24 protein-coding genes are annotated in these 23,649 nt (G+C 62.3%); 17 read left to right on the forward strand and 7 right to left on the reverse strand.

Translation table 11 applies throughout. The features are described from left to right. Positions 1-166 precede the first annotated feature (166 nt). From BM70_RS0122825 to BM70_RS0122850, 6 genes are all read left to right on the forward strand, one after another. A complete protein-coding gene (locus tag BM70_RS0122825) occupies positions 167-1,261 on the forward strand; it encodes an ABC transporter ATP-binding protein (RefSeq protein ID WP_012724886.1) in 1,095 nt (364 codons plus the stop codon). Continuing rightward, positions 1,261-2,358, forward strand: a complete 1,098-nt coding sequence (locus tag BM70_RS0122830; RefSeq protein WP_025858173.1) for an ABC transporter ATP-binding protein — start codon at positions 1,261-1,263, stop codon at positions 2,356-2,358. The genes BM70_RS0122825 and BM70_RS0122830 overlap by 1 nt, the downstream gene beginning before the upstream one ends. Beyond that, positions 2,355-3,221, forward strand: coding sequence for a carbohydrate ABC transporter permease (locus BM70_RS0122835; protein WP_025858174.1), 867 nt, complete (start codon positions 2,355-2,357; stop codon positions 3,219-3,221). The genes BM70_RS0122830 and BM70_RS0122835 overlap by 4 nt, the downstream gene beginning before the upstream one ends. A 10-nt stretch (positions 3,222-3,231) precedes the next feature. Next, positions 3,232-4,032, forward strand: coding sequence for a carbohydrate ABC transporter permease (locus BM70_RS0122840; protein WP_003192012.1), 801 nt, complete (start codon positions 3,232-3,234; stop codon positions 4,030-4,032). Positions 4,033-4,042: 10 nt separating this feature from the next. After that, the gene (locus BM70_RS0122845) at positions 4,043-4,315 is read left to right on the forward strand and encodes a DUF2160 domain-containing protein (RefSeq protein WP_025858175.1); all 273 of its coding nucleotides are present in this window, start codon (positions 4,043-4,045) and stop codon (positions 4,313-4,315) included. A gap of 132 nt (positions 4,316-4,447) precedes the next feature. Then, a complete protein-coding gene (locus BM70_RS0122850; protein ID WP_025858176.1) occupies positions 4,448-6,190 on the forward strand; it encodes an ABC transporter substrate-binding protein in 1,743 nt (580 codons plus the stop codon). A 159-nt stretch (positions 6,191-6,349) separates the two neighbouring features. Here the strand turns inward: BM70_RS0122850 and BM70_RS0122855 are convergent, their stop codons facing one another. After that, the gene (locus BM70_RS0122855) at positions 6,350-6,778 is read right to left on the reverse strand and encodes a hypothetical protein (protein WP_025858177.1); all 429 of its coding nucleotides are present in this window, start codon (positions 6,776-6,778) and stop codon (positions 6,350-6,352) included. Between the two features lie 165 nt (positions 6,779-6,943). On the opposite strand from BM70_RS0122855, the gene BM70_RS0122860 reads away from it, so the two are divergent. After that, positions 6,944-7,957 (forward strand): ABC transporter substrate-binding protein, encoded by a 1,014-nt coding sequence (locus tag BM70_RS0122860; RefSeq protein ID WP_025858178.1) that lies wholly within the window; start codon positions 6,944-6,946, stop codon positions 7,955-7,957. A gap of 41 nt (positions 7,958-7,998) precedes the next feature. On the opposite strand, the gene BM70_RS0122865 is transcribed toward BM70_RS0122860, so the two are convergent. Continuing rightward, complete coding sequence (locus tag BM70_RS0122865; protein ID WP_025858179.1) at positions 7,999-8,895, reverse strand: LysR substrate-binding domain-containing protein; 897 nt, start codon at positions 8,893-8,895, stop codon at positions 7,999-8,001. Between the two features lie 172 nt (positions 8,896-9,067). Between BM70_RS0122865 and BM70_RS0122870 the strand changes: the two genes are divergently transcribed. From BM70_RS0122870 to BM70_RS0122900, 7 genes are all read left to right on the forward strand, one after another. Next, positions 9,068-10,015, forward strand: coding sequence for a branched-chain amino acid ABC transporter permease (locus BM70_RS0122870; RefSeq protein ID WP_025858180.1), 948 nt, complete (start codon positions 9,068-9,070; stop codon positions 10,013-10,015). Then, positions 10,012-11,097: an ABC transporter ATP-binding protein gene (locus BM70_RS0122875; RefSeq protein WP_025858181.1), complete on the forward strand. Its 1,086-nt coding sequence runs from the start codon at positions 10,012-10,014 to the stop codon at positions 11,095-11,097. The genes BM70_RS0122870 and BM70_RS0122875 overlap by 4 nt, the downstream gene beginning before the upstream one ends. Continuing rightward, positions 11,094-11,867 carry an ABC transporter ATP-binding protein gene (locus tag BM70_RS0122880; RefSeq protein WP_025858182.1) on the forward strand — a complete coding sequence of 258 codons (774 nt, stop codon included), beginning with the start codon at positions 11,094-11,096 and terminating at the stop codon, positions 11,865-11,867. Before BM70_RS0122875 ends, BM70_RS0122880 begins: the two co-directional genes overlap by 4 nt. Next, on the forward strand, positions 11,860-12,576 hold the full coding sequence (locus BM70_RS0122885; protein ID WP_025858183.1) for an ABC transporter ATP-binding protein: 717 nt from the start codon (positions 11,860-11,862) through the stop codon (positions 12,574-12,576). The genes BM70_RS0122880 and BM70_RS0122885 overlap by 8 nt, the downstream gene beginning before the upstream one ends. 65 nt (positions 12,577-12,641) lie before the next feature. Further along, a complete protein-coding gene (locus BM70_RS0122890) occupies positions 12,642-13,781 on the forward strand; it encodes a branched-chain amino acid ABC transporter substrate-binding protein (RefSeq protein WP_025858184.1) in 1,140 nt (379 codons plus the stop codon). A gap of 154 nt (positions 13,782-13,935) precedes the next feature. Then, on the forward strand, positions 13,936-14,418 hold the full coding sequence (locus BM70_RS0122895; protein WP_025858185.1) for an L-2-amino-thiazoline-4-carboxylic acid hydrolase: 483 nt from the start codon (positions 13,936-13,938) through the stop codon (positions 14,416-14,418). Further along, a complete protein-coding gene (locus BM70_RS0122900; protein WP_025858186.1) occupies positions 14,411-15,646 on the forward strand; it encodes a Zn-dependent hydrolase in 1,236 nt (411 codons plus the stop codon). The genes BM70_RS0122895 and BM70_RS0122900 overlap by 8 nt, the downstream gene beginning before the upstream one ends. 109 nt (positions 15,647-15,755) lie before the next feature. Here the strand turns inward: BM70_RS0122900 and BM70_RS0122905 are convergent, their stop codons facing one another. Further along, positions 15,756-16,544 (reverse strand): helix-turn-helix domain-containing protein, encoded by a 789-nt coding sequence (locus tag BM70_RS0122905; RefSeq protein ID WP_025858187.1) that lies wholly within the window; start codon positions 16,542-16,544, stop codon positions 15,756-15,758. 86 nt (positions 16,545-16,630) lie between these two features. Between BM70_RS0122905 and BM70_RS0122910 the strand changes: the two genes are divergently transcribed. The 3 genes from BM70_RS0122910 to BM70_RS0122920 all read left to right on the forward strand — a co-directional run bounded on the left by BM70_RS0122910 (position 16,631) and on the right by BM70_RS0122920 (position 19,375). Beyond that, positions 16,631-17,629: a bile acid:sodium symporter family protein gene (locus BM70_RS0122910; RefSeq protein ID WP_025858188.1), complete on the forward strand. Its 999-nt coding sequence runs from the start codon at positions 16,631-16,633 to the stop codon at positions 17,627-17,629. An 86-nt stretch (positions 17,630-17,715) separates the two neighbouring features. Beyond that, on the forward strand, positions 17,716-18,078 hold the full coding sequence (locus BM70_RS0122915; RefSeq protein ID WP_025858189.1) for a type 1 fimbrial protein: 363 nt from the start codon (positions 17,716-17,718) through the stop codon (positions 18,076-18,078). A gap of 112 nt (positions 18,079-18,190) precedes the next feature. Continuing rightward, the gene (locus tag BM70_RS0122920; protein ID WP_025858190.1) at positions 18,191-19,375 is read left to right on the forward strand and encodes a sugar transporter; all 1,185 of its coding nucleotides are present in this window, start codon (positions 18,191-18,193) and stop codon (positions 19,373-19,375) included. Between the two features lie 130 nt (positions 19,376-19,505). On the opposite strand, the gene BM70_RS0122925 is transcribed toward BM70_RS0122920, so the two are convergent. The 4 genes from BM70_RS0122925 to BM70_RS0122940 all read right to left on the reverse strand — a co-directional run bounded on the left by BM70_RS0122925 (position 19,506) and on the right by BM70_RS0122940 (position 23,495). After that, positions 19,506-20,705, reverse strand: a complete 1,200-nt coding sequence (locus BM70_RS0122925) for an NAD(P)/FAD-dependent oxidoreductase (RefSeq protein ID WP_025858191.1) — start codon at positions 20,703-20,705, stop codon at positions 19,506-19,508. A 133-nt stretch (positions 20,706-20,838) separates the two neighbouring features. Further along, positions 20,839-21,207: a response regulator transcription factor gene (locus BM70_RS0122930; RefSeq protein WP_025858192.1), complete on the reverse strand. Its 369-nt coding sequence runs from the start codon at positions 21,205-21,207 to the stop codon at positions 20,839-20,841. A gap of 102 nt (positions 21,208-21,309) precedes the next feature. Continuing rightward, a complete protein-coding gene (locus BM70_RS0122935; RefSeq protein WP_025858193.1) occupies positions 21,310-21,960 on the reverse strand; it encodes a response regulator transcription factor in 651 nt (216 codons plus the stop codon). Then, positions 21,957-23,495, reverse strand: a complete 1,539-nt coding sequence (locus BM70_RS0122940) for a sensor histidine kinase (RefSeq protein WP_025858195.1) — start codon at positions 23,493-23,495, stop codon at positions 21,957-21,959. The genes BM70_RS0122935 and BM70_RS0122940 overlap by 4 nt, the downstream gene beginning before the upstream one ends. Positions 23,496-23,649: the final 154 nt, after the last annotated feature.

A 23,649-nucleotide genomic window follows, 5' to 3' on the forward strand; every position in this document is an offset into this window, starting at 1 on the left:
GAACTGTTCATTGTCAACCCCAGCACTGTTCAGTTGTTCACCCGAAGTGTTCACTCCCGAACATCCGCTTTACCCCATTTCTTTACACATCAACCACTTGCCGTTTTGGCACGAAACTCGCTCTGACACCTGGCCAGATTCATTCCAATAATAAAAAGGTCGTGTCATGTCATTGACCCTGGAACATGTCTCCCGCGTTGTCGAAGGCCAGACCTGGATCGACGACGCCAACCTGCGTTTCGAAGCCGGTTCCTTCAACGTCTTGCTCGGCCGCACGCTGTCCGGCAAAACCAGCCTGATGCGCCTGATGGCCGGGTTGGACAAGCCCGACAGCGGCCGCATCCTGATGAACGGCGTGGACGTCACGCAAAAACCGGTGCGCCTGCGCAACGTGTCGATGGTCTACCAGCAGTTCATCAACTACCCGACCATGACGGTGTTCGAGAACATCGCCTCGCCGTTGCGCCAGGCCGGTGTGTCCAACGAGCTGATCCAGAGCAAGGTGCTGGAGACCGCGAAGATGTTGCGCATCGAGAAGTTTCTCCAGCGCCACCCGCTGGAACTCTCCGGTGGCCAGCAGCAACGCACGGCCATGGCGCGTGCACTGGTCAAGGACGCCGAGTTGATCCTGTTCGATGAACCGCTGGTGAACCTGGACTACAAGCTGCGCGAAGAGCTGCGTCAGGAAATGCGCGAGCTGTTTGCCGCGCGCCACACCATTGCGATCTACGCCACCACCGAACCCAACGAAGCCCTGGCCCTGGGCGGTACCACCACCATCCTGCACGAAGGCCGGGTGATCCAGAGCGGCAAGGCTGCCGAGGTCTATCACCAGCCGCAAACCGTGCTGGCCGCCGAACTGTTTTCCGAGCCGCCGATCAACCTGATGCCGGGGCGCATCAGCGGCAATGAAGTCAGCTTCGCCAATTTCGTGCACTTCCCGCTGAACGTCGACCTGCGCCCCATCGGCGAAGGCGAATTCCGTTTCGGCGTACGCCCCAGCCATATCAGCCTGGTGCCGAGCAACGACGACGACCTGGAGCTGGCGGTGACCGTGGAAGTCGCGGAGATCAGTGGTTCGGAAACCTTCCTGCATGTGCGCAGCGAACACTTCCTGCTGGTGCTGCACCTGCCGGGGGTGCACGAATACGACGTTGACGCGCCGATCCGCGTGTACATCCCCACCCATAAACTGTTTGTGTTCGATGGTCAGGGCCGTTTGGTCCAGGCTCCCGGGCGCCGTGTCGCGAGGGTTGCCTGATGGCCGAAATCCATTTGCAGAACCTGGCGCATAGCTACAGCCCTACGCCGAGCGGCCCTGAGGACTACGCCATTCGGGAAATGAACCACGTATGGGAGCAGGGCGGTGCCTACGCCTTGCTCGGGCCGTCGGGCTGCGGCAAGTCGACGTTGCTCAATATCATCTCCGGCCTGCTCAGCCCGTCCGAAGGCCAAGTGCTGTTTGACACCAAAGTGGTCAACGACCTCACCCCGGAAAAACGCAACATCGCCCAGGTGTTCCAGTTCCCGGTGGTGTACGACACCATGACGGTGTTCGACAACCTGGCGTTCCCGCTGCGCAACCAGGGCATGGCCGAGGCGAAGATCCACAGCAAGGTGCAGGAGATCGCCGAGGTCCTCGACCTGCAAAACCTGCTGACCAAGAAGGCCCGCAACCTTACCGCCGATGAAAAGCAGAAAGTCTCCATGGGCCGTGGCCTGGTGCGCGATGATGTGTCGGCGATCCTGTTCGATGAGCCGCTGACGGTGATCGACCCGCACCTCAAGTGGAAACTGCGGCGCAAGCTCAAGCAGATTCACGAGCAGTTCAATATCACTATGGTCTACGTCACCCACGATCAGCTGGAGGCCTCGACCTTCGCCGACAAGATCGCGGTGATGTACGGCGGGCAGATCGTACAGTTCGGCACACCGCGTGACTTGTTCGAACGGCCGAGCCACACCTTTGTCGGCTATTTCATCGGCAGCCCTGGGATGAACCTGATCGAAGTGCAGGCCGAGGCGGGCGGGGTACGGTTTGCCGGTACTCACCTGCCACTGCCAGAGGCCTTGCAGCAACGCATTGCCAACACCGACTACAAGAAATTGCAGGTGGGCATCCGCCCGGAATTCATCCACGTGTGGGACGAGTACAACCCTGACGCCTTGCAGGCCGATGTCACTCATCTCGAAGACCTCGGCACCTACAAGATCATCACCCTTAACCTCGATGGCGCACTGCTCAAGGTGCGCCTGGCCGAAGACAAACCCGTGCCCGAAGGCAAGGCTTCCATCAGCTTTCCCGCGCAATGGCTGATGGTGTACGCCGACGACTACCTGCTGGAGGTGCAGCCATGAACAAGGTGCAGAACAACAAGGCCTGGTGGCTGGTACTGCCGGTGTTCCTGCTGGTGGCGTTCAGTGCGGTGATCCCGATGATGACCGTGGTCAACTACTCGGTGCAGGACATCTTCGACCAATCCAGCCGCTACTTCGTCGGCGCCGACTGGTACAAGCAGGTGCTGCTCGACCCGCGCTTGCATGACTCGCTGCTGCGTCAGTTCATCTACTCGGCCTGTGTGTTGCTGATCGAAATCCCGCTGGGCATCGCCATCGCCCTGACCATGCCGACCAAGGGCCGCTGGTCGTCGCTGGTGCTGATCATCCTCGCCATCCCGCTGCTGATTCCGTGGAACGTGGTGGGCACCATCTGGCAGATCTTCGGCCGCGCCGACATCGGCTTGCTGGGCTACAGCCTCAATGCGTTGGGCATCAGCTACAACTACGCGGCCAACACCATGGACGCCTGGGTCACGGTGCTGGTGATGGACGTGTGGCACTGGACGTCGCTGGTGGCTTTGCTGTGTTACTCCGGCCTACGGGCGATTCCGGATGTGTACTACCAGGCCGCACGAATTGATCGTGCCTCGGCGTGGGCGGTGTTCCGACACATCCAGTTGCCGAAGATGAAAAGCGTGCTGCTGATCGCGGTGATGCTGCGGTTCATGGACAGCTTCATGATCTACACCGAACCCTTCGTCCTCACGGGCGGCGGGCCGGGTAACGCCACCACGTTCTTGAGTCAGACCCTGACCCAGATGGCCGTAGGCCAATTCGACCTGGGCCCGGCCGCGGCGTTTTCCCTGGTGTACTTCCTGATCATCCTGTTGGTGTCCTGGCTGTTCTACACCGCCATGACCCACTCCGACGCCAACCGCTGAGGCCGCCAACATGAGCAAACGCAAGCTAATCCCGTTGCTGGTCTACATCCTGTTCCTGCTGGTGCCGATCTACTGGCTGCTGAACATGTCCTTCAAGAGCAACACCGAAATCCTCGGTGGGCTGACGCTGTTTCCGCAGGATTTCACCCTGGCCAACTACAAGGTGATCTTCACCGATCCGAGCTGGTACACCGGTTACCTCAACTCGCTGTACTACGTGAGCCTGAACACGGTGATCTCCCTGAGCGTGGCGCTGCCGGCGGCCTATGCGTTCTCGCGCTACCGTTTCCTGGGCGACAAGCACCTGTTCTTCTGGCTGCTGACCAACCGCATGGCGCCACCGGCGGTGTTTCTGCTGCCGTTCTTCCAGCTGTATTCGTCCATCGGCTTGTTCGACACGCACATCGCGGTGGCGCTGGCCCACTGCCTGTTCAACGTACCGTTGGCGGTGTGGATCCTGGAAGGCTTCATGTCTGGCGTACCCAAGGAAATTGACGAAACCGCCTACATCGACGGCTACAGCTTTCCGAAGTTCTTCGTGAAGATTTTTATCCCGTTGATCGGCTCCGGCATCGGTGTGACCGCGTTTTTCTGCTTCATGTTCTCCTGGGTCGAACTGTTGCTGGCGCGCACCCTGACGTCGGTCAACGCCAAGCCCATCGCGGCGGTGATGACGCGCACGGTGTCGGCGTCGGGTATCGACTGGGGCGTACTGGCGGCGGCGGGAGTGTTGACTATCCTGCCTGGCATGCTGGTGATCTGGTTTGTTCGCAACCACGTGGCCAAGGGCTTTGCCCTGGGCCGGGTCTGAGGAGTCGATGATGGAATGGATGGCCTGGACCACCCCCACTGCGCTGTTCTTTGGTGCCATAGCCCTGATCCTGGCGGGTATGACCACTTGGGAACTGCGCTCGCCGAGCATTCCCCGGCGCGGTTTCTTACCGATCAGCACCACCCGTGGTGATCGCTTGTTTATCGGTCTTCTCGGCAGCGCCTACCTGCATTTGCTGGTCATCGGCGCTACCGACTGGAGCATCTGGGTGGCGTCCGCGCTCTCCCTGGTATGGCTGTTGAGTGTGATGCGTTGGGGCTAGTGCGGATACCGCGCCCTTGTAGGCGCCGGTTTGCCGGCGATGGCGATCTTGAAACCGCTATCGCCGGCAAGCCGGCTCCTACACAGGGCGGTGGCGTCTGTAGTCCCGTTTGAAAATAACCAGGAGGTCTCTATGTTGAATAAGAACAATAAGCTGCGACATAGCATTTCATTGGCCGCCGTACTGGCCCTCAGCGGTTTGAGCGCTTCGGCCTGGGCCGATGCGTACGAAGATGCTGCGAAAAAATGGATCGGCAGCGAGTTCAAACCGTCCACCCTCACGGCCGACCAGCAGCTCGAGGAACTCAAGTGGTTCATCAAGGCCGCCGAACCGTTCCGTGGGATGAAGATCAACGTGGTGTCGGAAACCCTCACCACCCACGAGTACGAGTCCAAGGTGCTGGCCAAGGCCTTCAGTGAAATCACCGGGATCAAGCTGACCCACGACCTGCTGCAGGAAGGCGACGTGGTGGAGAAGCTGCAAACCCAGATGCAGTCCGACAAGAATATCTACGACGGCTGGGTCAACGACTCGGACCTGATCGGTACGCACTTTCGCTATGGCAAGACCGAATCCATCACTGACCTGATGGCCAATGAAGGCAAGGCGTTCACCTCGCCGACCCTGGACATCAAGGACTTTATCGGCATCTCCTTCACCACCGCGCCGGACGGCAAGATCTACCAGCTGCCCGACCAGCAGTTCGCCAACCTCTATTGGTTCCGCGCCGACTGGTTCGAGCGTCCGGAGCTGAAAGCCAAGTTCAAGGAAAAATACGGCTACGACCTCGGCGTGCCAGTGAACTGGTCGGCCTATGAAGACATCGCCAAGTTCTTCAGCGAAGACGTCAAGGAAATCGACGGCAAGCGCATCTATGGGCACATGGACTACGGCAAGAAAGACCCGTCCCTGGGCTGGCGCTTCACCGATGCCTGGTTCTCCATGGCCGGTGGCGGCGACAAGGGCTTGCCCAACGGCTTGCCGGTGGACGAGTGGGGCATTCGCGTGGAGGACTGCCACCCGGTGGGCTCCAGCGTGACCCGTGGCGGCGACACCAACGGCCCGGCCGCGGTATTCGCCACGCAGAAATACGTGGACTGGATGAAAGCCTACGCGCCACCGGAGGCCGCGGGCATGACCTTCTCCGAATCCGGGCCGGTACCGTCCCAGGGCAACATCGCCCAGCAGATCTTCTGGTACACCGCGTTTACCGCCGACATGACCAAGCCGGGCCTGCCGGTGGTGAACGCCGACGGCACGCCGAAGTGGCGCATGGCACCTTCGCCAGTCGGGCCTTATTGGGAAAAGGGCATGAAGAAGGGCTATCAGGACGTGGGGTCCTGGACGTTCCTCAAGTCGACGCCTGAGAAGCAGAAGCTTGCGGCCTGGCTCTATGCGCAGTTTGTGACGTCGAAAACCGTGTCGCTGAAGAAAACCATTGTCGGCCTGACGCCGATTCGTGAGTCCGACATCAACTCCCAGGCCATGACCGACCTGGCGCCGAAACTCGGTGGCCTGGTGGAGTTCTACCGCAGCCCGGCGCGGGTCGAGTGGACTCCGACCGGTACCAACGTGCCGGACTACCCGCGCCTAGCGCAACTGTGGTGGAGTAACATCGCCGCCGCCGCCAGCGGCGAGAAAACCCCGCAACAGGCGCTCGACAACCTGGCCAAGGAGCAGGACGCGATCATGACGCGCCTGGAGCGCTCCAAGGTGCAGCCGGTGTGCGGCCCGAAAATGAACCCCGAGCGTGATGCGCAATACTGGTTCGACCAGCCGGGCGCACCGAAACCGAAACTGGCCAACGAGAAACCGAAAGGCGAAACCGTGGGCTACAACGACCTGCTCAAGCAGTGGGAGGCTGCGCGTAAGTAATCACATCTGTGCAATTGTAGTGAGCGGGCTTGCCCCGCGCTGGGTGGCGAAGCCACCCCATGACAGGCATCGATTTCCTTCAGGCGGAACTTGGTTGTCTGGTTCTGGGGCTGCTGCGCAGCCCAGCGCGGGGCAAGCCCGCTCACCACAAAATGTGGCTTACGCTGCCTGCGGCTGAACCTGTAACGCTCCGTCTACGTCCTTGACCAAACCACTGGCCAAAAACAACGGCGTCAGGCGCTTGTGCAACTGCGGTTCGACAAACTCCTTCACCGTATCCAGCGCCAGCACACCGCTCAGCGGCAACTCGGCCTTGGTGTACGACAACCAGGCTTTCTTCAAAACTTGCAATACATCGCTGCCTGCCGTATTGGCGAATCGGCGCTGGGTGGGTTTACCGTCGAAGGTGAAGCTGTGCTGGAACTCATAGCCGCTTTCATCACCGTTACCGCTGGTGCAGCGGATGCAGCTGCACGGGCCGTCGCCGAACGCGCTGCGCAGGTAGGCGTTGAAGTCCACCACGGGTTTGAGTGACAGGCGCTTATCCACCTCGAACAGGTCTCCGGTCATTTTTTCGTCAGTGTTCAACGTCCACTTCCTCGCAGTATTCGGTAGCTTTTCAAAGCGCGGCACAATAACAGCCACGCGCCTGTTTGTGGGTTATTTGCATAACAATAGAACCCGATATTCTTTTCCCGTCTTAAAAATCGTGGCTACCCTCGCTCACCTTCTCAAAAGCGCGGCAGACCTCCCATGACCTTCAAGCGTTCTTCCCTGACTCTTCTGGCAGCGTCTCTCGCTGCTGCCAGCGCCTTGCTCAGCCCCGGCGCCCAGGCCGAAGGCAAAATCAGCATCGCCCAGCAATTCGGTATCGGCTACCTGATTCTCGATGTGGTGCGCGACCAGAACCTGATCGAAAAGCACGGCAAGGAGCAGGGCCTGGATATCAAGGTGGAGTGGAACAGCATTTCCGGCGCGACCGCAATGAACGAATCACTGCTGGCCGGCGCGCTCGACGTGGTCTCTGCCGGTGTGCCACCGATGCTGACCCTCTGGGACCGTACCAAGGGCAAGCAGAACGTCAAGGCCATCGCCTCCCTCGGTTCGATGCCCAACTACCTGCTGACCAACAACCCCAACGTGAAGACCCTCAAGGACTTCACCGAAAAAGACCGTATCGCCGTGCCTGCCGCGGGTGTGGGTTTCCAGTCGCGCACGCTGCAGATCGAGACCGCCAAGCAGTTCGGCGATGCCAACTACAAGAAGTTCGACGACATCTCCATCAGCCTGGCCCACCCCGACGCCACCGCTGCGCTGATCGCCGGTGGTTCGGAGATCAACTCGCATTTCTCCAGCCCGCCGTTCCAGTACCAGGAACTGCTCAATCCGAATGTGCACAAGGTGTTGAGTTCCTACGACATCCTCGGTGGCCAGGCGACGTTCAACGTGCTGTACACCACGCAGAAATTCCACGACGAGAACCCCAAGACCTACAAGGCGTTCTATGACGCGCTGGCCGAAGCCGAGAAGATCATCAAGGCGGACAAACCCGCCGCGGCCAAGGCGTATATCCGCGTAGAACAGTCGAAGTTGCCATTGGACCTGGTGGAGAAGATCGTCCAGGACCCGGAGATCGATTTCACCATCGTGCCGCAGCGTACCTATATCTATGCCGAGAAATTGCAGGCGCTGGGCGTGCTGAAAAACAAGGCCGCCAGCTGGAAGGACTACTTCTTCGAAGAAGCCCATGGCGGCAACGGCAGCTGATATCCATTTTTCTGTAGGAGCAAGCTCGCTCCTGCAGTGGGTCAGTCAGCAATCAGGCTGCGCTTGATCCAGTCATACAAATCATTCCCCTCGCTCGACAATTCGCTGTTGGCCCGCCGGCACAGGTAGTACTGGCGGCCATCATTGACCTCCAGATCAAACAGCTTCACCAACTCACCACTCGCCACCAAGGGCGCTACCAACGGCTCGCGCAGCAAGGCGCAGCCGAGGCCGGTGAGGGTGGCGGTGAGCGCCAGTTGGCCGTCTTCCAGCAACAGTCCATTCAGTGCGGTGGTGTCGACCTCGGCAGCCTCGAACCATTGGCCCCAGGTGCCGCGCTCTTCGTCGTGCAGCAGCGGCAATTGGCTCAGGGCCTCGGGGCTGTCGATGGGGCCGTGTTGCGCCAGGAAAGCACGGCTGCAATAGGGCGTCACCGCGCCGGAGATCAATGGCTCGCTGTGATAGCCCGGCCAGTGCCCGGTGCCGAAACGGATCGACAGGTCGGCCGCATCGCTGGGGTAGCTGCGGTGGTTGGCGTAGGTCACGTTGATGTCCAGCGCCGGGTGGTCCTTGAGGAAATTCGCCAGCCGAGGGATGAACAGGTTGATGCCAAACAGGGGAATCAAGCTGATGGTCACCTGGCGCGTGGCGCTCTTTTCGCGCACGTGTTCGGTGGCGCTGCGCAGCACGGCAAATGCCGAGCGGATCGCGCGGTAGTACTCACGGCCTTCATCGGTAAGCACCAGGTTGCGCCCCTGGCGCAGGGTCAGGGGCTGCTGCAGGAAGTCTTCCAGCAAGTGCAGTTGATGGCTGATGGCCGAGGCGGACACGTCCAGTTCGCGTGCGGCGGCATTCACCCCGCCATGGCGCGCAAAGGCTTCGAACGTGCGCACGGCACGCAGAGGTGGGTCATTGGCTAGCTGTTCTGATTTATTCATGTGTTGAATTAAATACTAACTTTGTATGTGAATAAAGAGCCATAAGCGCCGTATTTGTGGCATAAATAGCCTGTTATTGGTTTGGTATATCCATATGACTTTCTGATATTTGATAAAAATAGAATAGATGCTTAGTGTGCCGCCCTTGTACGCACTGAGGTCTAGGGTCCTGATGGATGGGTTTATCCAACAACTGCTCAACGGTTTGATGACGGGCAGTCTCTACGCGCTGGTAGCCTTGGGTTACACCATGGTCTATGGCATTTTGCGCATCATCAACTTTGCCCATGGCGATGTGTTGATGATCGGCGCGTTGGTGGGCCTGTCAGTGATTCGCCTGGTGCAGGCCACCTGGCCCGCCTTGCCGCCGGCACTGGTACTGCTCTGCGCAACGCTGGTCGCCATGGCCTTTTGTGCGGTGTTGGCGGTGGTGATCGAACGCGTCGCCTATCGCCGTCTGCGCCATGCTCCACGCCTGGCACCGCTGATCAGCGGCATTGGCGTGTCGTTGCTGCTGCAGACCATCGCCATGTTGGTGTGGACGCGCAACCCGCAGATGTTCCCGCAGTTGCTGCCGCTTGAGCCGATTGAAGTGCTGGCCAGCGCTTCCACCCACCCGGCGATCACCAACGTCACCGCCCTGACCACCATCGCCATCGCCCTCGCGGTGATGGTCGCGCTGCTGGTGCTGGTGGAGCGCACGCGCTTCGGCCGGGCCATGCGCGCCGTGGCGGAAAATCCCCAGGTCGCCAGCCTGATGGGCATCAACCCCAACCGCGTTATCGTGATCACCTTCGCCATCGGCGGTGCCCTGGCGGCGCTGGCCGGCATCATGATGGCGAGCAATTACGGCAGTGCGCATTTCTACATGGGCTTTCTGCCGGGCATCAAGGCCTTCACGGCAGCCGTGCTGGGCGGCATCGGCAACCTCAAGGGCGCGATGCTCGGCGGCCTGTTGCTGGGCCTTATCGAAGCCCTGGGCACCGGCTACCTCGGCGTGGTCACCCACGGTGTGTTCGGCAGTAATTACCAGGATGTGTTCGCCTTTATCGTGTTGATTGCGGTGTTGGTGTTCCGTCCTTCCGGGCTGTTGGGCGAACGTCTGGCGACCCGCGCATGATCAACTCACTCACACCCAACAAACGCGCGAGCCTCGGCCTGCTGTTGCTGGCGGTCGCCCTGGTGCTGGCGCCGTGGGTGGTCGGGCATGCCGGCGGCAACACCTGGGTGCGCACCCTGGATTTTGCCCTGCTGTACATCATGCTCGCCCTCGGCCTGAACATCGTGGTCGGTTACGCCGGGCTGCTGGACATGGGCTTTATCGCGTTCTACGCGGTGGGCGCCTACCTGGCGGCGTTGCTGTCATCGCCCCATCTGCTGCAACAGTTTCCCGCACTGATGGCGCTGTTGCCTGCGGGCATGCATACGTCGATCTGGCTGATCCTGCCGTTGGGCGCGCTGCTCGCCGCCGGGTGCGGTGTGGTGCTGGGCGCGCCGACCCTGCGCCTGCGCGGCGACTACCTGGCCATCGTCACCCTGGGCTTTGGCGAGATCATCCGTATTCTGCTGCGCAACCTGGACCGTCCGGTGAATATCACCAACGGCCCCAAAGGCATTGCCCAGGTCGATCCGGTCAACCTGCTGGGCGTGAACTTGGGGCGTAGCCAGGAACTGTTCGGCCTGCGCCTGCCCTCGGTGTACCTGTATTACTACCTGTTCGCCGCGCTGGTGGTGCTGATCCTGTTTGCCTGCATCCGCCTGGAGCGTTCGCGTATCGGCCGTGCCTGGGTGGCGATCCGTGAAGACGAAGAAGCCGCGCAGGCGATGGGGGTGAATACCGTGCGCCTCAAGCTGCTGGCGTTTGCGATCGGCGCGGCGTTCGGCGGCGTGAGCGGGGCACTGTTCGCGGCGTTCCAGGGCTTTGTTTCGCCGGAGTCCTTCACCCTCAACGAATCCATCGCCGTGTTGGCGATGGTGGTGCTGGGCGGCATGGGCCATATCCCGGGTGTGATCCTCGGCTGCGTCTTACTGGCGGCCTTGCCCGAAGCCTTGCGCGCCAGCATGGGGCCGCTGCAGCAGGCGTTGTTCGGCCAGGTGCTGGTGGACCCGGAAATCATCCGGCAGTTGTTCTACGGATTGGCGCTGATCCTGGCGATGCTCTACCGACCTGCCGGGCTGTGGCCCAAAGGAGTGGCACGATGAACGCACCTCTGTTGCAGATTGACCACGTCAACAAGCACTTCGGCGGCGTAGCGGCGCTGGCCGATGTGAGCCTGAGCATCCTGCCCGGCGAGATCTACGGCCTGATCGGGCCGAATGGCGCCGGCAAGACCACCTTCTTCAATGTGATGACCGGCCTGTACACCCCGGATTCCGGACGCTTCCAGCTGGATGGCCGTGACTACCAGCCCACCAGCGTGCACCAGGTCGCCGAGGCGGGTATTGCGCGGACCTTCCAGAATATCCGCCTGTTCAACGCCATGAGCACCCTCGAAAACGTCATGGTCGGGCGCCATGTGCGCACCCGCAATGGCCTGTGGGCGGCCTTGAGTCGCCATCGTCGCGCCCTTGAAGAAGAGGCGCAGACCCGCGCCCATGCACACCGGTTGCTCGCCTATGTAGGCCTGGCCGGGTTTGCCAATTACCGCGCCGACAGCCTCAGCTATGGCCATCAACGGCGCCTGGAAATCGCCCGCGCCCTGGCCACCGAACCGCGTTTGCTGGCCCTGGATGAACCGGCCGCCGGCATGAACGCCAGCGAGAAAGTGCAACTGCGTGGCCTGCTGGAAAAGATTCGCGATGACGGCCACACGCTGTTGTTGATCGAACATGACGTGAAGTTGGTGATGGGTGTATGCGACCGCATCAGCGTGCTGGATTACGGCCAGGTCATCGCTGTCGGCGCGCCGGCCGAAGTCCGTCAGCATCCGGCCGTGATCCAGGCCTATCTGGGAGCCAGTGCGCATGTCTGAAGCGCTGTTGAACGTCGAGGGTTTGCAGGTGCGCTACGGCGCCATCGAAGCCGTCAAATGCCTGGACCTGCAGATCAATGAGGGCGAACGCGTCACGCTGATCGGGGCCAATGGCGCCGGCAAGACCTCGAGCCTCAAGGCCTTGACCGGCTTGCTGCCGGCGGCCAAGGGCGAGATCCGCTTTGCCGGGCGCTCGATACTCGGCCAGGCCCCGGACCAACTGCTGCGCCAGGGCATCGCCATGGTCCCCGAAGGACGCGGGATTTTTGCGCGCATGAGCGTGCTGGAAAACCTGCAGGCCGGCGCCTTTCTGCGCCGTGACCACGCGCAGGTACAGCGTGAAATGCGCCAGTTGTTCGAGCACTTCCCGCGCCTGGAGGAGCGCCTGCATCAGTCCGCCGGGCTGCTCTCGGGCGGCGAGCAACAGATGCTCGCCCTGGCCCGTGCGTTGCTGTCGCGTCCGCGTCTATTGATCCTCGATGAACCGTCCATGGGCCTGGCGCCGATCATGGTCGAGAAGATCTTCCAGGTCATCGATGACGTTTGCCGCCAGGGCATGACCCTGTTGCTGGTGGAGCAGAACGCGCGGCTGGCGCTGCAGGTCACCGACCGTGCCTACGTGATGGACACCGGGCGCATCAGCCTGACCGGGCTCTGCGCCGATTTACTTGAACACCCAGAGGTACGCAGCGCTTACCTCGGTGAATAACAACCGACAACGCTACCGGACGCCCGGCGTGTTCCGACCCGCCCGAAAAGAAACAGGAACCACTGATGAAGACTTTGAACAAAACCGCATTGATCGGCCTGGCCCTGAGCAGCCTCGCCAGTGCCGTGGCCCAGGCCGACCAGACCGTGCTGATCGGCCTCGCAGGCCCGTTGACCGGTCCGTCGGCGCGTATTGGCAAAGACCTGGAAAATGGCGCCCAACTGGCCATCGACCAGGCCAATGCCAAGCACCCGACCCTCAACGGTGAAGCCGTGACCTTCAAGCTGGTCTCCGAAGACGACCAGTCCGACCCACGTACCGCCGTCACCGTGGCCCAGCGCCTGGTGGACGAAGGCGTGGTCGGTGTGGTCGGCCACTGGAACACGGGCACCAGCATTCCGGCAGCGCGGGTCTACCACGACGCAGGCATCGCCCAAGTGGCGCCGGTTGCGACCGGGCACGCCTACACCCAGCAGGGGTTCGACACCAGTTTCCGCATCATGGGCCATGACGACGATGGCGGCCAGGTAGCCGGCAACTATGCCTTGAAAACCCTCAAGGCCCAGCGCATCGCCGTGATCGACGACCGCACCGCCTTCGGCCAGGGCCTGGCGGACCAGTTCGTCAAATCCATCCAGGCCGGTGGCGCCCAAGTGGTTGCCCGCGAATACGTGGACGACAAGACCATCGACTTCAGCGCGGTGCTGACCAATATCCGCAGCCAGAACCCGGACCTGATTTTCTTCGGCGGCGTCGACGCCCAGGCCGCACCGCTGGCCCGTCGTATCAAGCAATTGGGGATCAAGGCGCCGTTGATGGGCGCGGGCGGGTTTGTCAGCCAGACCTTCCTGCAACTGGCGCAGAACGAAGGCGAGGGCGTGATTGCCCTGGAGCCGGGTCTGGCGATCGCGCAGATGCCGGGTGGCAAGGCGTTCGAGCAGGCCTATAAAGAACGCTACAAAACCAATATCGAACTGCATGCGCCGTTTGCCTATGACGGCGTCGGCGTGCTGGTGGCGGCGATTGAAAAGGCCGATTCGGTTGATCCACAGAAATACCTGCCGGTGCTGCGCGCCATCAGCTACCCGGGCGTGACCGGCACCCTCGCCTTTGATGCCGAGGGCAACTTGAAGAAACCGTCGTTCACCGTTTACCAGGTCAAGGCCAACCAGTGGCAGCCGGTGAGTGTGGCAGGCGGTCAATAACCGCCGAATGCTGGCCGGTGAACGGCGTGTTGTGGCGAGCGGGCTTGCCCCGCGTTGGGGGGCGAAGAGCAGGAGAACAGCGCGTTCCTTCAGAGCGGAACGCGCAATCGTTGACGATTTTCGCTGGCAAGCCAGCGCCTACAAGAGGCACACAATGAGCAAACTGGAAGGTGAACTGGGCATCCTCGCCCGGCGGCGCATCGAGGCCGAAATCATCAAGCCGATCTACGAGATCCTCAAGCGCGAACAGGGCAAGGACTTTGCAGCCGCGGTGATCGGCGAAGCCGTGGGCAATGCGGCGATCCAGGCCGGCAAGCATTTTGCCGCGCTGGAAGCGCAGGGCGCCGACCTCAAGAGCTTTGTCGAGCTGCAAGTGCTGTGGGAAAAAGATGACGCGCTGAACGTCGAGATCATTGCCAGCGATGCCGAGCACTACGACTATGACGTCAAGCGCTGCCGCTACGCCGAGATGTACCACGAAATGGGCCTGGGCGAGATCGGTCACTTGCTCTCGTGCAACCGTGACGAGTTGTTTATCGTCGGCTACAACCCGGACATCAAGCTGACCCGTACCCAGACCATCATGGGCGGCGATCATCGTTGTGACTTTCGCTACCGGGCCAAACCTCATGAGTAACTTGGCGCGGGTCAACGGCGAACGCCTGTGGGCTTCGCTGATGGAAATGGCGCAGATCGGCGCCACCGAAAAAGGCGGCGTCTCGCGCCTGGCGCTGACCGATGAAGACCGCCGAGGCCGCGACCTCTTCGTGCAGTGGTGCGAGGCTGCCGGTTGCAGCATCCGCGTGGACGCCATGGGCAATATCTTTGCGCGTCGCGCTGGTCGTCATGACCATCTGGCACCGGTATTGACCGGTTCCCACGGCGACTCCCAGCCCTTTGGCGGCAAGTACGACGGCATCTACGGCGTGCTCGCGGGTGTGGAAGTGCTGCGCACCCTGAACGACCTGGGCATCGAGACCGATCGCCCGATCGAAGTGGTTAACTGGACCAACGAAGAAGGCTCGCGCTTTGCCCCGGCGATGATTTCGTCGGGCGTATACGCGGGCGTGTTTGACCTGGAATACGGACTGTCCCGCACAGACAAGGCCGGCGTCACCCTCGGCGAGGCCTTGCAGCAGATCGGCTATGCCGGCCCCCATCCCGTGGGCGGCCAGGCGGTGCATGCGGCGTTTGAGCTGCATATCGAACAGGGCCCGATCCTCGAAGCCCAGGACATCACCATTGGCGTCGTCACGGGCGCCCAGGGCCAGCGCTGGTACGAAGTGGAATTGAGTGGCCGCAGTGCCCACGCGGGCACCACGCCCATGGACCATCGCCTCGACGCCTTGCTCGGCTTTGCCCGCGTGGTCGAAGCCGTCAACGGCCTGGGCCTGGAGCAGGGCGCCGAAGGCCGGGCCACGGTGGGCATGGCGACTATCTTCCCCAACTCGCGCAATGTCGTGCCGGGGCGGGTGTTTTTCAGCGTGGAGTTCCGCCACCCGGACGAAGCGGTGCTGGCGCGCCAGGACCAGCAACTGCGTGACGCCGTGGCGAAGATCGCCGCGGGGATTGGCTTGCAGCACAGCGTGAAGCAGATCTTCCAGTACGCACCGATTGCCTTTGACCCTGACTGCGTTGAAGTCGTGCGGACATCGGCCGAACAGCTGGGCTACAGCCATCGACCGATGATCTCCGGCGCCGGCCACGATGCCTGCTACCTGAACCAGGTGGCGCCAACAGCGATGATCTTCGTGCCGTGCGTGGACGGCCTCAGCCATAACGAAGCGGAAGAGATTTCCCCGGAATGGTCAACAGCAGGCGCGGATGTGTTACTCCAGGCGATCCTGGCCAAATCCACCCACTGACAATCCCCCTTGTAGGAGCCGGCTTGCCGGCGATGGCGACCTCAAGTCCTGTGGAGATTTGGAGGACCTCATCGCCGGCAAGCCGGCTCCCACACAAAAGGACGCGGAATCAGCGGAAGAATTCGCCAGGCGTGGCATCGAACTGCTGTCGAAACGCATTGATAAACGCCGATGTCGATTCATACCCGCAGCCCAACGCCACATCCGTCACCCGCTCGCCTTGTTCCAGGGCGGGCAGGGCAGTCAATAGTCGCAAACGCTGGCGCCAGGCCCGAAACGTCAACCCGGTATCCCTCAGGAACAACCGGCTGAGTGTCTTCTCGCTCACCCCCAGCTTCTGGCTCCACTGCCCCAGGGTCGTCTGCTGCTCCGGGTGCAGGTTCAGGCTGCGATAGATCTGCCGCAGGCGCGGGTCCAGGGGCAACGGCAGCATCAGGTCCACCTGTGGCGCCGCCGCCAGCTGGTCCAGCACGACCTGGGCCAGGCGCCCGTCCGGCCCGTCCTCGGCATATTCCACCGGCAGTTCGCTGAAGCTGCGGATCAACTCGCGCAGCAAACTGCTGACTTCCAATACATGACAACGCTCCGCCGCCCAGGCGGTGACGCTGCAATCCAGGTACAGGCTGCGCATTTCCGTGTGGGGCGAACTGAACACGCGGTGCGGCACGCCGGCTGGAATCCACACCGCACGCTGGGGCGGCGCCACGAAGCGGCCGACGCTGGTCTGGATCTCCAGCACCCCGGAAACCGCGTAGGACAATTGCACCCAGGGGTGGCTGTGCCGACGGGTCAGTGCGCGGTTGGGCAGCGATTCAGTGCGCCCGTACACCGGCCGTGGCAGGCTGGACAGCCCGGGTACCGTGCGGCGGACGGTCTTGTCATGTCCTTTAGGCGGCATTTACTGGCTCATTGGCGTTAGTCGGTAACAAGCCGTTACGTTAGAGTCGCGATGACGCTCTTGGCAACCCCCGGAAGATCCTGCTTATGACTCGCCCCCGTTTCCTGCCCGACAACTTCACCCTGACCCTGATCGCCACGGTGATCCTCGCCTCGCTGCTGCCCGCCAGCGGCCAGACCGCCGTGGCCTTCGGCTGGGTCACCAACCTGGCCATCGCGCTGCTGTTTTTCCTGCACGGCGCCAAGCTGTCGCGCCAGGCCATCGTCGCCGGGGCCGGTCACTGGCGCCTGCATTTGCTGGTGTTCAGCCTGACCTTTGTGCTGTTCCCGCTGCTGGGCCTGGCACTTAAACCTGTGCTGTCGCCGCTGATCGGCAAAGACTTGTACATGGGCATGCTCTACCTCTGCGCCTTGCCGGCCACCGTGCAATCGGCGATCGCCTTCACGTCATTGGCGCGGGGCAATATCCCGGCGGCGATTTGCAGCGCGGCGGCGTCCAGCCTGTTCGGCATCTTCCTGACGCCGCTGCTGGTAACGCTGTTGCTCAACGTACACGGCGAGGGCGGCTCCACCGTCGACGCGATCCTGAAAATCAGCGTGCAACTGCTGCTGCCTTTCATCGCCGGGCAGATCGCCCGCCGCTGGATCGGCGAGTGGGTGGGGCGCAATAAGTCCTGGCTGAAATTCGTCGACCAGGGCTCGATTCTGCTGGTGGTGTACGGCGCGTTCAGCGAAGCGGTCAACGAAGGCATCTGGCACCAGATCCCGTTGTGGGAACTGGGTGGGCTGGTGGTGGCCTGCTGCGTGTTGCTGGGCCTGGTGCTGGTGGCGTCCACGGTGTTGGGCAAGGCCTTTGGTTTCAATCAGGAAGACCGCATCACCATCCTGTTCTGTGGCTCGAAGAAGAGCCTGGCGACCGGTGTGCCGATGGCCCAGGTGTTGTTCGCCGGGGCGACCATGGGTGTGCTGATCCTGCCGCTGATGCTGTTTCACCAGATCCAGTTGATGGTCTGTGCGGCATTGGCCCAGCGTTATGCCAAGCGGCCGGAAAGCATTCCGGAATTGATGGGGCAGGTGGATCCTTGATCCCTGTCACAGCCTTTGCCGAATAACCTCAAGTAAATGCCCGGCCAGACGACTTAGTGGGTAACAGCCCAATAAGGAGTGTCGCCATGAGCATTAAAGGTATTTCGGTGTTTACCAGCCTGTTGTGCCTATGGGCGGGGGCGTGCGGTGCGGCGCAAACCGTGGCGCGGGGCACGATTGAGTTCAGGGGCAGCATCGTCGAGCCTGGCTGTGCGGCAAATGCGCGCAGCGGCCCGGTCATGGAGCTGAATGGCTGTGCCCAGGCCAGCCGTGGCAGTCACCTGGACGTGCGCGAGTTGGCGCCGGTCGCCAGTGTCAACGCAGCCCATGTGCAACGGGTGGCAGACAGCGGCAGTGGGCGCTATTACGACCAGCAGTATGTGCTGGTGGACGGCGCGGGCAAGCTGATTCGGTCGGGTAACTACGTGATCACCCTGACATCGCCTTGAGCCCTGGGGCGACGATCCGCATCAACAGTCGCGCCAGAAACCTATAGAATGCTCGGCGGCGGTGCTCGTCCTGGGTGGCCGCTCGATCACCGCCAGAGTACCGCGCCGTTCAATGAGCATTTCAGCCGCAACGCCCCAAGCCAATTGGCAACCGGTCATCGCCCTCGCGTTGGCCGCCTTTGTGTTCAACACCACCGAATTCGTGCCTGTCGGCCTGCTCAGCGCCATCGGCGCCAGCTTCGACATGCCGGTGGCCAGCGTCGGGCTGATGCTCACCATCTATGCCTGGATCGTGTCCCTGACCTCGCTGCCGGTGATGCTGCTGACCCGCAACGTCGAGCGGCGCAAGCTGCTGATCGTGCTGTTTTGCATGTTTATTGTCAGCCATATCCTGTCCAGCGTCGCCACCAGCTTTGGCATCCTGATGCTCAGTCGCATCGGCATTGCCTTGTCCCATGCCTTGTTCTGGTCGATCACCGCCTCCCTGGCAGTGCGCCTGGCGCCGGAAGGCAAACAGGTGCAAGCCCTCGGGCTGCTGGCCACCGGCACCTCGCTGGCGATGGTCCTGGGTATTCCGCTGGGCCGTCTGCTCGGCGAAGCCATGGGCTGGCGCACCACCTTCCTGGTCATCGGTGCCTTCGCCGCCGCACTGGTGTTCTGGCTGGCGCGTACCTTGCCGCTGTTGCCGAGCCAGAACTCCGGCTCGCTGCGCAGCCTGCCGCTGCTGTTCAAGCGCCCGGCGCTGGTGGCGTTGTATGTGCTCACCGCGATGACCGTAACCGCGCAATTCACCGCCTACAGCTACATCGAACCCTTCGTCGAGGGCGTGGCCGGCATGAGCGGCAGCGCGGTGACCCTGATCCTGCTGGTGTTCGGCGGCGCGGGCATCATCGGCTCGCTGCTGTTCAGCCTGGTGCACCGTTTCAATCCGCACCTGTTCGTGGTCGGCGCGGTGTTCCTGCTGGCGGCGTGTTTGGCCTTGCTGCTGCCATTGAGCGGCGCCGAGTCCTACCTGGTGGTTCTGAGCATTTTCTGGGGCATGGCGATCATGGGCTTCGGCCTGGCGATGCAATCCAAAGTGCTGGTGCTGGCGCCGGATGCCACCGATGTGGCCATGGCGATGTTCTCCGGTATCTACAACATCGGCATTGGCGGCGGCGCGTTGATGGGCAGTTGGGTCGGCAGCCAGTTCGGCTTCGCCTGGATCGGCGCGGCGGGCGGGTTGCTGGCGGCGGTGGCGTTGATCGGCTATTGCCTGGCGATCAGAAGGTTTGGGCAGGGTGTTGCACACCGTTAACCCGGACCAGTCTTACAGGCCAGGCGGCGCGATCGATGGATGAACGCGACAAAAAAACGCCCGCCTAAACATCAGCGGCGGGCGCTCGGGAGTGCAAGGAGTAGGCTGGCCGGTGCAGGGCGTTGGGAACTCAGGCCACCGGGATCAACGGATCTGCCGCCGCCAGCGCCGCGGTGCGATCAGCGGCCGGCGGGTAGATCCACACGGTGTTGATCTGGTGCTTGAGGTCCTTGGCTTCCTGGCCCACCCGTTTCAGTTGGCGGTCCCAGCCTTCAGTGAACACCGCGCCCCAGGCGCCGAGGTCGAGGCAGGTCACGTATTTGGGTTGGCTGTAGGTCATCGGGGCCACGCCGATCAGGTCGGCGGCGACGTTGTTGCCGGCGTAGCGGCCCAGGGCGATGGCGTGCTGGCAGGACATGCCGGCGAAGTTGCCCAGGTCGTCGGTGGCGGCGTAAGCCACGTCACCGGCGGCGAATACGTCGGCCTGGCCTTTGACCTTGAGGTTGCCGTCCACATGCAGGCGGCCTTGGGGATCGCGGGTGCCGCTGACCTGTTCGGTGAGTGGGTTGGCACGGAAGCCGATGGTCCAGATCACGGTGCTCGATTCAATGCGCTGCCCGTCCGCCAGGGTCACGCCACCGGCATCCACGGCGGCCACCGATGTGTTCAGCACCCATTCCAGGCCCAGTGCTTCGCTGGCCTCGATGATCGACGGGCGAATGCCGTCACCCATCGACGCTGCAATCTGTGGGCCACGGTCTACCACCACCACGCGGATGTTGGTGGTGTCACCCAAGGCTTTGCGCAGCCGTGCCGGCATTTCAGTCGCGGTCTCGATACCGGTGAAGCCACCACCCGCCACCACCACGGTATTGCGCGCCGGGCTGTCGGGCCGGTTTTTCAGGGCCTTGATATGGGCTTCGAGGCGCGTGGCATCTTCAATCTGATCCACATCGAAGACATGCTCGATGCCCGGCATCTGCGGGCGGTTCAGGCGGCTGCCGGCGGCGAGCACCAGACGGTCGTACGTGACCGTGGCCGAGACGCCGGCGGCGTTGCGGTAGGTCACGTGCTTGCCGTTTTCGTCGATGCTGTCGGCGGCGCCTTCGATGAAATTCACACCCACTGCGTCGAACAGCGGGCCAAGGGGCGCCATCATGGTGTGCACGTCGGGCTCGTAGAAACGCGGGCGGATGCGCAGTTCCGGCTGCGGGGCGAGCAGGCTGATCTGCACATCGTTGCGGTCATGTTTGTCCAGCAGCCGGGCCGCGCTGAGTGCGCTCCAGACACCACCAAACCCCGCGCCAATAATAAGAATGTGCTGTTTCATGGTTTGCTCCTGGAGAGTCTGTGTTGCAGGGGGGGATTGCGTGGAGAAAAGACTAACCAGGCCGCCGGCCACGAACACTTCTACCTAGGGTCAGTGCAGGCATGCGTAGGTGTGACGCGGCTATACCAAGGTATTAATGGCCCAGCACGTCGGACAGGCATGCCATCAGTTGGGCGCACGAGAACGGCTTTGGGAAGAACGCAATCGGCGCCGGCAATGCCGGGTCGATGGCGGGTGGCGGGCCGGGGTAGCCGGTGATGAAGATCACTGGCACGGCGATGCCGCGGGCGTGCAGGGTTTCGTACAGCTGAATGCCGGTAAGGCCGGGCATCTGGATGTCGCTGATCAGGCAGGCCGTGGTGAGCAGGCCGTCGGAGCGCAGGAATGTGTCCGCATTCGCGTAGAGTCGGACGCTGTAGCCGTTGGCGCGCAACAGCCCATCCAGGGCCATGCGAACGGCTTCGTCGTCATCGACAATGGCCACTGTCTTCGTGTCGGACATTTCATTACCTGAAGGCTATCGGGCTGCACGTAGAAGCAACCCGCCATCACCTCAAGATACGCCGTCCGCGGCGGCAACATACTATACGTGGGTATACAGGCTTCAACGCTTGACCGGCACGCCGAGCACCTGGGCCATGCGCACCAGATCGGCAAACGAATGCGCGGCCATCTTGCGCATGGCCTGGCCGCGATGGATCTTCACGGTGATTTCACTCAGGCCGATTTCACTGGCGATCTGCTTGTTCATCAGCCCGGACACCGCCAGCGCCATCACCGTTTGCTCGCGGGGTGTGAGTGTGGCATAGCGGCTGCGCAACGCATCATCGCCGCGCTCGGCTTCACGCCGCAGCTTGTCCCGCGCGTGGGCGGCACACACGGCGTCGATCAGGTCCTGCTCACGGAAGGGCTTGGCCAGGAAGTCCACCGCGCCGGCCTTCATTGCGCGCACGGTCATGGCGATATCGCCGTGACCGGTCATGAACACGATGGGTAGATTGATCCGGGAGGCAATCAGCTCATTCTGGAAGTCCAGGCCACTGATACCCTGCAACCGCACGTCCAGCACCAGGCAACTGGGCAGGTCGGGACGCGGGAAGTGCATGAACTCGGCCGCCGAGCCAAACAACTGCACCTGCAGGCCCACCGAGCGCAGCAGGCTGCCGAGGGATTCGCGCAGCGGCCGGTCATCATCAACGATGTACACCCACGGCTCATGGCTGATGACCCGGTTCATCGGGTGCAGATCGTTCATGGCGCCTCCGTGACCCCTCGGGGCAATGCACAGGTGAATGTGGTGCCGTGGCCCGGCTTACTGGTGGCCCAGAGCCGGCCGCGGTGGAAGTCGATGATCGAGCGACAGATCGACAAGCCCATGCCCAGGCCGTCGGGCTTGGTGGTGAAGAAGGGCTGGAACAGGTTCGGCAGGTCCTTTTCGTCAATGCCAACGCCTTGATCAGCCACTTCCAGCAACACCTCGCTGCCATCCAGCCAGGTACGCACTCGCAGCAACCGTTGGTGGGCGGCGATGCTGTCCATGGCGTGACAGGCATTGATGATCAGGTTGATGATGACCTGCTGCAGTTGCACCCGGTCGGCGTTGATCTGCGCGCCGAGCACACTCAGTTCCACGCGGGTGCGCACGCTGTGGCGCGACAGCTCGTGCTGCACCAGGCCCAGGGTTTCGTTGACGATGACATCCAGCGACTCGGGCTTGCGCAGCGGGTCGCTCTTGCGTGACAGCGCGCGAATGCGGCTGATCACCTCGCTGGCCCGGCAGGCACTGGAGACGATGCGGTCCAGGGACTGGCGTGCTTCCACCAGGTCCGGCTCCGGCCGATCGAGCCAGCGCCGGCAGGCTTCGCCGCTGCTGGTGATGGCGGTCAACGGTTGGTTCACCTCGTGGGCAATCGACGCGGCCAGTTCGCCCAGGGCGGTGATGCGGGTAACGTGCGCGAGTTGGCTCTGTGCATGGAACAAGGCGTCTTCCGCACGCTTGCTGGCGGTGACGTCCATCACCGCGCCCAAGTACTCGAAACGCCCACGCGTTACCACGGGGCTCGCGATCATGTGGATATGCTTGATGCGCCCGTCCGGCATCAGTAGGCGGTGCTTGACCTCGATCAGTGGCGTGCGGTTCAGGGCCTTTTCGAACACCTCATGGGCCAGGTGCCGGTCGTCGGGGTGTGTACGCTCCATCACCATGGCGACCGTCGGGGCCTGGTGGGGCGGGTACTCGAAGATCCGCGCCAGTTCCTCGGACCAGGACATCGTCTGGCTGTCCCCGCGAAAGCCCACGCTGCCGGTCTGGCTCAAGCGCTGGGCACCGATCAGGTAGGCCTCGTTGTGACGCAGGCTGTCTGCCGCGTATTTGCTGCGCAGCGCCAGGAAGGTAATGGCCGAGAGCGCGGTGAGGCAACGGAAGAATCCGGTGATCGACTCCCACCGCGCGTAATGGCCGTTGTACAGGAACAGCACCGTGAGCAGCGCGATGGAAAACAACGCGACGCCAATCACCACATTGATGGAGAACAGATTGGCCGCCATCAACAGCAGCGTGATGTACAGCAGGGTCGGTGCCCAATCGGTATGCGTTTGGGAGTTGATCACGAAGATGCCGCAAGCCACCACCAGCCCCACCGCCCAGCCCAATGCGTTGATTGCCGGGGTCGGGCTGATGCCGAACGAGGCGTGTGCCTGAGGTTGGCGCGGGGTGAACAGCAGCCTGTCCCAAAGGCGGCTCAACCCTGAATACTCGCGGCGCGCGCCTGCGGGAACGGTGATTTTCATGGCGTCCGGGCACTCTGTTCTGGTGGGCGAGGGTGAAGCATTGAACGCTTACTTTAAAAGCATCCGTTCTCACCGAGTAGGACACAAAACCCTGAAATCCTGCCAAGCCCAAAGCTGTGGCAGGCGGGTTTTGGGGGAGGAGGGGCTTGCTGTG

It is taken from the genome of Pseudomonas sp. CHM02, from assembly GCF_000612585.1.
Taxonomy (GTDB): Bacteria; Pseudomonadota; Gammaproteobacteria; order Pseudomonadales; family Pseudomonadaceae; genus Aquipseudomonas.

Excerpts from the sequence above, each read along its gene's own strand:
- BM70_RS0122825 (WP_012724886.1), top strand. The coding sequence starts at position 167 with ATGTCATTGACCCTGGAACATGTCTCCCGCGTTGTCGAAGGCCAGACC.
- BM70_RS0122830 (WP_025858173.1), top strand. The coding sequence starts at position 1,261 with ATGGCCGAAATCCATTTGCAGAACCTGGCGCATAGCTACAGCCCTACG.
- BM70_RS0122835 (WP_025858174.1), top strand. The coding sequence starts at position 2,355 with ATGAACAAGGTGCAGAACAACAAGGCCTGGTGGCTGGTACTGCCGGTG.
- BM70_RS0122840 (WP_003192012.1), top strand. The coding sequence starts at position 3,232 with ATGAGCAAACGCAAGCTAATCCCGTTGCTGGTCTACATCCTGTTCCTG.
- BM70_RS0122845 (WP_025858175.1), top strand. The coding sequence starts at position 4,043 with ATGGAATGGATGGCCTGGACCACCCCCACTGCGCTGTTCTTTGGTGCC.
- BM70_RS0122850 (WP_025858176.1), top strand. The coding sequence starts at position 4,448 with ATGTTGAATAAGAACAATAAGCTGCGACATAGCATTTCATTGGCCGCC.
- BM70_RS0122860 (WP_025858178.1), top strand. The coding sequence starts at position 6,944 with ATGACCTTCAAGCGTTCTTCCCTGACTCTTCTGGCAGCGTCTCTCGCT.
- BM70_RS0122865 (WP_025858179.1), bottom strand. The coding sequence starts at position 8,895 with ATGAATAAATCAGAACAGCTAGCCAATGACCCACCTCTGCGTGCCGTG.
- BM70_RS0122870 (WP_025858180.1), top strand. The coding sequence starts at position 9,068 with ATGGATGGGTTTATCCAACAACTGCTCAACGGTTTGATGACGGGCAGT.
- BM70_RS0122875 (WP_025858181.1), top strand. The coding sequence starts at position 10,012 with ATGATCAACTCACTCACACCCAACAAACGCGCGAGCCTCGGCCTGCTG.
- BM70_RS0122880 (WP_025858182.1), top strand. The coding sequence starts at position 11,094 with ATGAACGCACCTCTGTTGCAGATTGACCACGTCAACAAGCACTTCGGC.
- BM70_RS0122885 (WP_025858183.1), top strand. The coding sequence starts at position 11,860 with ATGTCTGAAGCGCTGTTGAACGTCGAGGGTTTGCAGGTGCGCTACGGC.
- BM70_RS0122890 (WP_025858184.1), top strand. The coding sequence starts at position 12,642 with ATGAAGACTTTGAACAAAACCGCATTGATCGGCCTGGCCCTGAGCAGC.
- BM70_RS0122895 (WP_025858185.1), top strand. The coding sequence starts at position 13,936 with ATGAGCAAACTGGAAGGTGAACTGGGCATCCTCGCCCGGCGGCGCATC.
- BM70_RS0122900 (WP_025858186.1), top strand. The coding sequence starts at position 14,411 with ATGAGTAACTTGGCGCGGGTCAACGGCGAACGCCTGTGGGCTTCGCTG.
- BM70_RS0122905 (WP_025858187.1), bottom strand. The coding sequence starts at position 16,544 with ATGCCGCCTAAAGGACATGACAAGACCGTCCGCCGCACGGTACCCGGG.
- BM70_RS0122910 (WP_025858188.1), top strand. The coding sequence starts at position 16,631 with ATGACTCGCCCCCGTTTCCTGCCCGACAACTTCACCCTGACCCTGATC.
- BM70_RS0122915 (WP_025858189.1), top strand. The coding sequence starts at position 17,716 with ATGAGCATTAAAGGTATTTCGGTGTTTACCAGCCTGTTGTGCCTATGG.
- BM70_RS0122920 (WP_025858190.1), top strand. The coding sequence starts at position 18,191 with ATGAGCATTTCAGCCGCAACGCCCCAAGCCAATTGGCAACCGGTCATC.
- BM70_RS0122925 (WP_025858191.1), bottom strand. The coding sequence starts at position 20,705 with ATGAAACAGCACATTCTTATTATTGGCGCGGGGTTTGGTGGTGTCTGG.
- BM70_RS0122930 (WP_025858192.1), bottom strand. The coding sequence starts at position 21,207 with ATGTCCGACACGAAGACAGTGGCCATTGTCGATGACGACGAAGCCGTT.
- BM70_RS0122935 (WP_025858193.1), bottom strand. The coding sequence starts at position 21,960 with ATGAACGATCTGCACCCGATGAACCGGGTCATCAGCCATGAGCCGTGG.
- BM70_RS0122940 (WP_025858195.1), bottom strand. The coding sequence starts at position 23,495 with ATGAAAATCACCGTTCCCGCAGGCGCGCGCCGCGAGTATTCAGGGTTG.